Below are 10246 nucleotides of genomic sequence, written 5' to 3'. Positions count from 1 at the left end.
GGAAGTACCGGGAAAAGTCCTGCTTACAGACATCACCTATCTTTATTACGGAAAGGGCCAAAAGGCATATTTATCTTGCGTAAAGGATGGAGCTACGAGGGAAATTGTGGCGTATCATCTGTCTACTTCCTTAGAAATGGACATTGTGTATAAAACGTTAAAAAAGTTAAAACAGGCTGTCGGCCATCCTTTTCATCCAGAAGCTATCTTACATTCTGACCAAGGGGTCCATTATACTCATCCCCTCTTCCAAAACAAGGTGAGAAAGCTTGGGCTGACTCAATCAATGTCACGAAGGGGTAACTGCTGGGACAATGCATCCATGGAAAGTTTCTTTGGCCATTTTAAGGATTGGGCAGAGTATAAATCATTGAATTGCTTAGAAGATGTAAAGAATGAAGTAGACCGTGTAATCGAGGAGTATAATCATTCCCGTTATCAGTGGGGGTTAAATAAAATGACCCCGGTACAATACCGGGGCCATTTACTAGCAGCTTAGGTGCTTTTTTAAACTGTCCGTAAACTGGGGCACAGTTCAAGGATCTGCTGTCTTTTCTTATTTCGCCCGAATAAAGCCGTCTATCTCCTGAGGAACAATGCTTATATCTTCAGGAAACCAATAATAGGTTTTCCCATCAAAATCAAGATCGAATTGAATGGCCACTGGGTCCCCTGTATAAAAGATCAGCTTGTATTGTACAGAATCCTTTTCTGCGGAATCAGGCTGGAAGGAAGAATCTTCTTTGCTGCTGCTTAACAGCTGGTATAGCTGATTCATTTTATTTCGGTTTTCCATGGTCGAGAGCAGCTCAGCCCTCTCCGTCATGCTGGTTTTATAGATTTCTATTTTCCTTACTTTATCAATTGGTATATCCTTGAAATTCAATTTGTACGGAGTGTCACTAGAACCATACAGCTTGTAGCCTTTAATAGAGTCCTGAGATGGGACTGCTATCAGGTCCGGCCTTCCCTTCACAGAATACAGCCTCGTTCCTTTTTCCAGGAAAGCGGCATCGCCGTTTTTTGTCTTGTATTCTGGGTCGTACACTTTTTCAGCCACCTTAAATTTCACTTTTCCTAATTCCCTGCCAACATAAGCTGGATCCGCTAGGGCACCTGTGAACATTCCATCGTACTCTTCTCCATCCCACACAATAAAATCTACCCAGTCGATAGATATCCCTGTGTGCAGATTGGAAGAGCAGCCAGTAAGCAGCCATACTGCCAATAAGATCATTCCCATCTTTTTCATCGACACCGCCCCTTTATCCATTAGACGAATGTCCGGGAAATTCCGTTACTTGCATGGAAGGTTAATTGACCAGCTTCCTGACGAGATCACGATTACGCTGTTTGAATGCTTCATTATGGGGAGAAACCATGAAAATGCCTGATAAAGTTAAAGTAACCGCATTAAAGCCAGGCTACTACAGCATTTCAGCTGAGGTCCTCCCCCAGTATGCCGGTGATAATATGATTCTAAGCAAGTATTCCGATTCGGATACAGCGTTCCAGCAGACGGAAACGCACAAAAATATTCCTGCCGTAAAGAATTATCATGTATTCGAAATGAACGGCAGGGCGCATCCTTCAGCGATCCTGTCACCCTGGATAAGCAATTGGGTTTCTTTAAAAAGTCATTCCTAGGAAAGTTAAAACGGGGTCGGCCTTTCGATAAAAGGAAAGAATTGCCCTTCTTTTAACGGTGGCAGCCCTTGCTGCATCCGCTGTTTCAGTTACTGGCGGGATTTCCTTTATCGGATTAATGGCACCGCATCTCGCAAAAGCTTTAGTGGGACCCCTCAATCAATTATTTATACCTTTGGCCATTTTGATCGACGGATGGCTCCTGCTCTTGGCTGATACCCTTGGGCGTAATCTGGCAGGGTCAAATGGATTGCCTGCTGGCATTATGGCCGCATTGAGCGGTGCCCCCTACATTATGTATCTGCTAGTAAAAAAATAAAATCTCTCACTCTATAAAAATAGAATTCCCCTGAAAAATCTTGGGAATTCTATTTTTTAGCAGAATCAGGAAAATGTATTTACTTAAATTTTCAATCGGGTTATGATATAAATGTGATATCACTTTTATATCATTTTGATCGCAGGAGGATGAAGCATGAAAGAAAAATCCATCTTTAAGATGAATGGCTTTGCCGCGCTGATCATAGCCGTTCTTTGTATTCTTTTCGGGGTTCTGCTGATTATTAATGGAGCTGCCATCCCGGCAAAAGCCGGCGGCGTGCTGATCCTGATTTTAGGATTGATCATCGGTACGAGCCTGACGGTGGTGCAGCCGAATGAAGCGAAGGTTTTAACGTTTTTTGGTACATATATCGGCGTCATCCGTGAACAGGGCCTTTGGGCTACGATTCCTTTCACCTTCAAGCGCAGCGTTTCCTTAAGAGTGACAAACTTTAACAGCGAACGACTGAAGGTAAACGATCTTGAGGGAAATCCGATTGAAATTGCAGCGGTCGTGGTTTATAAGGTAAGCGATTCGGCTAAAGCATTCTATGATGTAGAAAACTATGAAAAATTCATCCAGATTCAAAGCGAAACAGGCATCCGCCATATAGCGAGCCGCTATGCCTATGATTCCATTGAAAGCGATGAACATACCCTGACGCTTCGCCAGAATAGTGATGAAGTGGCTGAGGTACTTATGCATGATCTTCAGAGAAGGCTTGATGTGGCCGGTGTGGATGTGATTGAAGCGCGCATCATGCATCTTGCCTACTCGCAGGAAATTGCATCGGCCATGCTCCAAAGGCAGCAGGCACAGGCTGTGTTATCCGCACGAAGAGTCATCGTGGATGGTGCGGTCGGACTTGTCAAAGCAGCGATCGACCAGCTGACGGAGCAGGAAATCGTGGATCTCGACGAAGAGAAAAAAGCCCAGATGGTCAATAATCTGATGGTCGCCATCGTTTCCGAGAAAGGGACCCAGCCTATCATCAACACAGGAAGCATCTATTAAGGTTGTGCTGTAAATGAGCAAAAGAAAAGCGTTCCCGCTTCGCATCGACCCTAAATTGTACGAGGTACTGGAAAAATGGGCGGAGGACGAACTACGAAGTGTAAATGCCCAAATTGAAGTCATCTTGAAGGATGCAGCCAAAAAAGCGAAAAGATGGAAGAATGAATCATGAAAGCTTCAGCCTGAATACCCATGGTATACAGGCTGTTTTCTATGGAAAAACTGGATGGCCAATGGCCTTCCTGCAGTGTCTTATATGTTTGAGTTAAAAAAGCTCCTTTAATTGGTTAATGGAATCAATCTTATAGTCATACTGTTTTACATGGCCGAATCCATAACCGGCAAAAACAAATGGGATCCCGGCAGACGCTGCGGCCTTTTGGTCCCCTTCCGTATCCCCCACATAAACGGGTGCAGACAGCCTGTTCCGCTCCATGATCAATCTAATATTCTCTCCCTTTGACAGTCCCGTCCTGCCAGGATTTTCAAAATCCTGAAAAAAACGTCCCAGCTTATGATATTCATAAAACGACTCTATATAGCCTTCCTGGCAGTTGCTGACGATAAAAAGCTTGTATTTTTCAGACAAGGATTGAAGTACCTCCTCTACATTTTCATACAAGCTGCCGCCTTGCTTTTTCAAGTATTCACATTCAAGATCACAGCAATCCGTCAATAATTTCTCCCGTTTTTCCTCGGCAACATCAGGGAAGAGAATCCGCCCGATTTCCGGCACCTGCAGACCCATCGTTTTCCGGAAGTCCTCCTTCGTTACTTCCATATGTACTTCAGGATCCTGTTTTAAAATCTCATTCCATGCTATCAATACCGTATCCCTTGAATCCCACAGAGTTCCGTCTAAATCAAAGATGATGCTGTCCATACATACATTCATTCCTTCCTGCATTCTTACATGTACTTTAGTATATCAAACATTCCCCTGTACATTAAAAAAGAGGTTTCTCCTTAGGAATGTATCCGGGGTAGAAAGCCTCTTGTTTTTCTGGCAGATTCGCCTTATTGAATGAAGTGTCTTAAATGGCGGCATGATCATGGCAAGACTTAAATTTGCCATTGCTTTGCCACTTGTTCTCTGGCAATTCGCTGAATCATCTTATCTGACATGCCTTTTTCAGCAAGGACGTTAGTCTGATAGATTCTTCCGTTAATAGAAACACTAACAAAAACCTCGTACATTTATTTTCCTCCTATTCGTTCCTTAATCTATATTTTTCAACACATAAAGAAGAGCAGGGACAATAACCTGCTCCGCATTATACGATGTATGGTTTGCATTAACTAGCATCTAAATAAAAAGTAATAAGGTAACAAAAAGTAACCTAATTACTATTTTATTATAGTACATACCGTTAAAGAGTTCAAGATATAAATCTTCCATTTAAATAGAAATTCTTTTATAAAGAGAAGTGCCTGCCGAGCTTCATCGCAGAATGGACCATCAGTCTGCAGAAGGCTATGAGCTGTTTTTTTGGTTCCTAGAGTAACCAGACAAAAGACCTGCATCATTTTTGCCACTTTCTTCCTTATAGTTGTCGAATGAATGATTCTTTTGTTGCAAGGAGTCAAATCCTTTCCTGCAGAAATAGTAGGTTATCAAAGGAGGGAATAAGAAAATGAAGAATACCGCTAAAAGAGCTTTGCAGTTCACGGCAGCCGCTGCCCTGTCAGCCGGCATGCTCGGTGCATCCGCAGCATCTGCCCAATCGATTCCTTATACACAGGACACAGGATATGACCCGGCAAATGCAGGACAGCTGGCCAAGCCGGCGCCCTTCCAGGCTCTGGGTAAAAAGGGCTCTGGTCAGGATGTGCTTGGACCAGCTGACCCCAAATACAAAATGAATGTTTACTATGACAGCGCGAAGCATATCGTAACGGGACATCTGGAGGTAGCCTTCCAAAATAATCTTAAACAGGATTTAAAGGAGCTTTATTTCAATCTGTGGGGAAATGCCGATACTCATACGGGAAATGGTGCCAGCATGGATGTCAGCAAGTTGAAGGTTAACGGCAAAAAAGCGGTTTTCAATGTGGACAAGACTGCACTCCACATTCCTTCTGTTTCTCTTAAAAAGAATAAGCCGGCAACGGTTTCCATGGATTTCAAGGTGACAATCCCAAACCAGCAGGACCGGTTCGGATGGTATAAAGGGACCACCTCGCTTGGAAACTGGTTCCCGATTCTCTCAGTCTATGATAAGGAAGGCTGGAATGTGGATCCTTATTTTCCTTACGGAGAATCCTTCTATTCTCTTACAGGCGACTTTGATGTGACATTGACTACAGATAAAGAGCAGGTGATTGCTGCAACAGGAACCGAGATTGGAAAGCCACAGAAGGCAGGAAACCTCGCCATCCACCGCTATAAAGCACAGGATGTCCGGGATTTCGCTTTGGAGATGGACCCAGGCTATAAGGTGAAAAAAGGAACCGTGAATAATGTTAAAATCAATGTGTATTACACGGATGAACAGGCCGTTTATGCGGATTCCATGCTGAAGGCCGGCCTAAGAAGCATTGACTTGTTCAGCGGCCATTTCGGCACCTATCCTTGGCCCGAGCTTGATATTGTCGGGATGGAAGGCTGGTTTGGCGGAATGGAATATCCTCAGCTCACCATGATCAGTATTGCCGGCAAACGTTCACAGGGATGGGTACAGTCGGTTACCGCCCATGAGATCGGGCATCAGTGGTTTTATGGCATCATCGGCGACAACGAATATGATGAGCCATGGCTGGATGAGTCCTTCGCCACTTTTGCGGCAGCCCTGCACGACAATACGCTGGACAGGCTGACAGCCGATCCCAATCCAAACACGGCTTTCCACCTTTCCTCTCCTATTTCCACTTTCACGTCATATGGAGATGAAGGAGTCGGTGCCTATTACCAAATGATTTATGGCTATGGCTCCAGAACCTTGAATGACCTTAGGCTGAAGCTCGGAGATGATGTGTTCTATTCAGCCATGAAAGCTTATTTTAAGGAAAAGAAATTTGGCATCACGACAACCAGAGACTTCATGGAAATCATGAAAAAGGAAAGCGGCAGGGACCTCGGTGAATTCTTCCGGGAGCACAGGGTGTTTGTGTCGGATCAAGAATAGCATAATAAGGAAGGCAGGCTCATGGGCCTGCTTTTTGGTATGCCCCACATCTTTGTTAATTAATTTAATTTTCTTTGTAACTGCCTGATGAAAGCGCTATAATTAATACTAGATATCGTGCAGAAACTTCTAGGAGGAACAAAAATGGTTGGCCTTAAAGGAAGCTTTCAATCTATGAGATCTTTAAATAGGTCTCTCATTCTACATATTATCCGGCAGAACGGTCCCATCTCGCGGGCAGAAATTGCCCGGCAGACAAGGCTTTCACCTCCTGCTGTAGGAAATATCGTTTCTGGCCTGCTGGATTCCAGCCTTATCTGCGAAAGTAAGCAGGGAGTCTCGAGCGGCGGCCGGAAACCGGTTATGCTTATGATCAACAGCAGGCAATTTTTCATCATTGGCCTGGATATTGGCTCCTTTCAATTAAAGGCCGTCATCTCTGATCTTAATGGCTCCATCTTTAAAAAAATAACAAGGAGAATACCGCAAAATATTGAGAAGGAACAGCTTATTCTCTTCATTAAAGATTCTGTTCACGACTTAAAGGAAGCCTCCGATCTCACGGACGAAGCCATCATGGGCATAGGAATTGGAATGCATGGGGTCGTCGATTGGGAAAATGGCATCTCACTTTTCGCCCCCAATCTGGGACTTCGTGATATCCCGCTGAAGGAAGAGCTAGAGCTGGAATTCCAGATGCCTGTAAGAGTTGAAAACGATGTGAGCGCCCAGGCTATGGGCGAACTTTGGTTCGGTAATGGATCCGGCCTTGACACCTTTGTCTGCATCAATGTCGGCCGGGGCGTGGGTGCCGGTGTGATCGTAGACCGTAAGCTGCATCGCGGCTCCTCCTTCATCAGCGGAGAAATCGGGCACATGGCAATCGACCTGAAAGGGCCAAAATGCACCTGCGGCAGTCATGGCTGCCTGCAATCGTTCACCTCCGGCCCATCCCTTGCAGAAGCCGTAAAGCGAAAAATTATCCTGGGGAACCAAAGCAGCCTTTCAGAAGAATTTTCTGGAAACCTCAGCGCTATTGACGGGGAAGCCATCTGCCGGGCGGCCGAAAATGGTGATGTATTAAGCAGGTCTGCCCTCCGCCAGGCTGGCCGATACCTCGGCATTGGGATCACCAATTTAATTCATACCATTAATCCGTCAAGAATCATCATCGGAGGAGGAGTCGCCAATGCCGGAGGCCTTCTCCTAAACGCTATGAAGGAAAGCATCCGTCAGAGAGCCTTGACGAATCATGCCAAAGAAACCGAAATCGAGCTGTCCCAGCTTGGCGGTGACGCTACAGTTTTAGGGGCTGTTTCCCTTATTTTGGACGAAATGTTTGCCGTACAGGACGGATGACACATCTATAAGGCTGCCGTATTAGGAATCGATCCTTTTTACGGCAGCCTCTTTTCGTTAGAACAAACCATTTTCGTAATGATTTTACTCTTGCTTCTCTATTTACTTTGCACCTATGGTGAATCCGTATATGAAAGAGATCCTGAAGCCCCGCCTGCCCTTTGGAACACGAAGAGCCCTGCCATACGGCGGGGCTCTTTCATTCAAACTATTACCCTATTGCTTACTTGGATAGGACGACTTGGCCAACGGATTGATCCATCGCCTGGTCGCTGACAAGTACCTTCAAACCGTAATGCGGGATATCGCGTCCAGCATCCGGCAGATACTTATTGTTATAGTCATTGCTGTCGTTAAACAGCGGAATTCCCCTTTGCGCTGGGTAGCTCAAAGTCTGTGTTGGATAAACCACATTCAGAGCGGAGACCGGCATGAAATTGAAGGCCGCATCATAGATATGGTAGCGGCTGGATGCCTGTTCTCCTGTGCTCCACACAAGATTTGTGTCATCATGGGCATCGACAACTCCAAGGAAGCCTTCACCAGGATGCACACCAGTCCAGTTATCGGTATAGCTGTCATCCACATACCAGACCACAAGCCCTTTTTCATAGCTCATCAAAGAGCTGCCGCGATGGATATGCGCAAGACCCTTGTCAACTCCGCTGTGATTTCTCCACTCTAATAGATAGTAGTGGTCTGTCAGCTTGTTTCCATCAAATCTTTTGAATCCATTCAGTGTGAAGCTTGAAGCCGGATTTTCAGCTCCGTCATTAACGATTGTCTGTCCGTCCGCTACAACCTTGATATTGTCTGCAAAGAAGCCTACATTTGTAGAACCCCAGTCAGTCGCTGAGCGAAGGCGGAGCTTGATCTTTTGCCCTTTGTACTGTGAAAGGTCAAAGGACTGTGCCTGCCAGCCGTTTGAATTGCCTGTAAAGCCTGGCATAGAATCGATGATGGTCGGATAGCCTTCATCCACGACATCGCTGCGTGTATGGGCATTTCCTAACGACTTCCATGTAGCGCCATTATCGGTAGACACCTGGACAAAAGCAAAATCCCATTTCTCTTCCATATCATACCACGCATCAAATGTAAGGGCTGCTGATGTTTTTCCGGTCAGATCGACATCTGTAACCATATTGTTATCCATTTCATCCTTTTGACCGCCCCAATATTCATAGCTGCCTGCAGCAGGTACATTTACTGGAGTCTTTTTCTGCGGCAGGTTCACTTGAATAGCCTGGTTATTCTTCCCAAGAGGTGAGTTTGCTTGATCCAATAAGAAGGTTTTGCCTTTCTTGTTTAAATCTCCAAGATTTACCTGCGTAGGTTTTGTCCATTTCCCTCCAAGCGTGGACTGGAAGTAGGCTTTGGCCCAAGGCGAGAATCCCGTCGGCTCCGCTCCCGGAATTTTACCGGCCCAGGAACCGGCTGCCATGATGGACCAGTATTCAATTGCTTCACCAGCTCCGGAGTAAATCGTGTCATATTCATCCGGAAGGCCGAGATCGTGGCCATATTCATGAGAGAATACACCGGATGCTCCATCTTCAGGCATCATCGTATAATCATAGAATCCTGGAACGCCGGCACCAAGTCCGTCAGGATCATAGAAAACGGCTGAGCGGTGAGACCAGATGGCATTGTCGCCCTGTGCTCCTCCTCCAGCTTCCTGCCCCATTCCTGAATGGATGATCTGAAGGTGGTCAACAAGTCCGTCCGGCTCCCAGAAGTTTCCGTCGCCGTCCAGATCATGCGGATCCTCTAAATCATAATCCTTAAGGGGAATGCCCGCAGCCTGTGCAGCAGCATATGTATCTTTAACTAACTGCTTGGCACCGCCCGGCGTAACATTATCATGGCCGCCGCCCTGCCCTTCTGTCCGGTCAGCACCATAGAATGCTGCAGTCCCTGGAACCTTCAGCCAGCCATAGGCCTGGCCTTCAACCGTATAGGTACCGCCAGACTGCTCTTCATAAAATTGCTTTTGGGACACCAAATTTTCACCCTTTGGCCCCTTCACTCCATTTTCTCCGAAAATCATATCTTCATAGTGTTTTGTATTGTAGTCCGTATAATAGTTATCTGTTTGGTCTGGTTTGATCTGGTTGTGCGTTAGATCGGAAAATTCGACCATGATCGTCAGCAGTTTTCCTTTTTTCTGGATTCCAGGGGATGGGGATTCCTTTACAGGATCAGGATGCGCAGTGCTTCCCTGCAGCGTTCCACTATTTGTGCTGGTATCAGCCTTGAATTTTTGGATTTTTTCTGCCTGTGCAGCTTTCACCTTTGGAGCAAGAGGATCCTTCTGTTTTACCCCGGGATCTTTTCCCTTCAGCTCAATATAATCCTTTAATGCCTGCTGCTTTTTTGCATCGGAAGAGTTTGCCTTGATTTTCCCCTGTTTAATCAGAGACTGAATGATCTTTTCATCATTCACAATTGCGAGATCCAGCGTGCTCTGTGCTGAGGAGACATATGGCTTTGATTTTTGGACAGCGTCCAGGCTGGCGGCACTCGCCAGGCCGTTAAAGCCTGTGAATAAGGTCCCGGCTACCACAACAGACGATAAGCCGGCTTTGAAAAATTTGTTCAATGATATACCCCCCTTGGAAAATTTATTGGTATAAACACATGATATTTCAAAAATTTTCTGAATACTAGAAGAGTTATTCAGCAATATGCGACAAAAACTCATCTATTGTCATCTAAAAATAGTGCTAAATAAAACCTTTTAAACTAAGTGTTTCGGAGCACGAAGTAGTTCTTTTTT

Annotated in this window: 9 protein-coding genes and 2 pseudogenes; 7 read left to right on the top strand and 4 right to left on the bottom strand. The window is 45.5% G+C overall.

The window, feature by feature from the left end; translation table 11 throughout:
• Nucleotides 1-499: IS3 family transposase (locus H539_RS0108700; RefSeq protein WP_026693192.1), on the top strand; the 499-nt coding region annotated here is incomplete at its 5' end.
• A 57-nt stretch (nucleotides 500-556) separates the two neighbouring features.
• On the opposite strand, the gene H539_RS0108695 is transcribed toward H539_RS0108700, so the two are convergent.
• On the bottom strand, nucleotides 557-1252 hold the full coding sequence (locus H539_RS0108695) for a putative periplasmic lipoprotein (protein WP_026693191.1): 696 nt from the start codon (nucleotides 1250-1252) through the stop codon (nucleotides 557-559).
• Between the two features lie 128 nt (nucleotides 1253-1380).
• On the opposite strand from H539_RS0108695, the pseudogene H539_RS0108690 reads away from it, so the two are divergent.
• The 4 genes and pseudogenes from H539_RS0108690 to H539_RS32395 all read left to right on the top strand — a co-directional run.
• A pseudogene (locus H539_RS0108690) lies at nucleotides 1381-1652 on the top strand (ABC transporter substrate-binding protein); the annotation flags it as partial.
• A gap of 7 nt (nucleotides 1653-1659) precedes the next feature.
• A pseudogene (locus H539_RS0108685) lies at nucleotides 1660-1966 on the top strand (iron chelate uptake ABC transporter family permease subunit); the annotation flags it as partial.
• Between the two features lie 156 nt (nucleotides 1967-2122).
• A complete protein-coding gene (locus H539_RS0108680; RefSeq protein ID WP_026693188.1) occupies nucleotides 2123-2983 on the top strand; it encodes an SPFH domain-containing protein in 861 nt (286 codons plus the stop codon).
• 13 nt (nucleotides 2984-2996) lie between these two features.
• On the top strand, nucleotides 2997-3155 hold the full coding sequence (locus tag H539_RS32395) for a type II toxin-antitoxin system antitoxin (protein ID WP_169816027.1): 159 nt from the start codon (nucleotides 2997-2999) through the stop codon (nucleotides 3153-3155).
• 93 nt (nucleotides 3156-3248) lie between these two features.
• Here the strand turns inward: H539_RS32395 and H539_RS0108670 are convergent, their stop codons facing one another.
• Together H539_RS0108670 and H539_RS0108665 are read right to left on the bottom strand one after the other, a co-directional pair.
• Nucleotides 3249-3878 (bottom strand): HAD family hydrolase, encoded by a 630-nt coding sequence (locus H539_RS0108670; RefSeq protein ID WP_035322225.1) that lies wholly within the window; start codon nucleotides 3876-3878, stop codon nucleotides 3249-3251.
• A gap of 167 nt (nucleotides 3879-4045) precedes the next feature.
• The gene (locus H539_RS0108665; protein WP_026693186.1) at nucleotides 4046-4180 is read right to left on the bottom strand and encodes a BA3454 family stress response protein; all 135 of its coding nucleotides are present in this window, start codon (nucleotides 4178-4180) and stop codon (nucleotides 4046-4048) included.
• A gap of 437 nt (nucleotides 4181-4617) precedes the next feature.
• Here H539_RS0108665 and H539_RS0108655 point away from each other — a divergent pair, with 437 nt between their 5' ends.
• Nucleotides 4618-6108 carry a M1 family metallopeptidase gene (locus H539_RS0108655; protein WP_026693184.1) on the top strand — a complete coding sequence of 497 codons (1491 nt, stop codon included), beginning with the start codon at nucleotides 4618-4620 and terminating at the stop codon, nucleotides 6106-6108.
• 144 nt (nucleotides 6109-6252) lie between these two features.
• Nucleotides 6253-7467 (top strand): ROK family transcriptional regulator, encoded by a 1215-nt coding sequence (locus tag H539_RS0108650; protein ID WP_026693183.1) that lies wholly within the window; start codon nucleotides 6253-6255, stop codon nucleotides 7465-7467.
• Between the two features lie 223 nt (nucleotides 7468-7690).
• On the opposite strand, the gene H539_RS0108645 is transcribed toward H539_RS0108650, so the two are convergent.
• Nucleotides 7691-10069, bottom strand: a complete 2379-nt coding sequence (locus H539_RS0108645) for an immune inhibitor A domain-containing protein (RefSeq protein WP_026693182.1) — start codon at nucleotides 10067-10069, stop codon at nucleotides 7691-7693.
• Nucleotides 10070-10246 lie beyond the last annotated feature (177 nt).

It is taken from the genome of Peribacillus kribbensis DSM 17871 (genome assembly GCF_000430765.1).
GTDB lineage: Bacteria > Bacillota > Bacilli > Bacillales > DSM-1321 > Paraperibacillus > Paraperibacillus kribbensis.
Note: the sequence above shows the minus strand (reverse complement) of the source record. Positions and strands in the feature narration are given on the sequence as shown.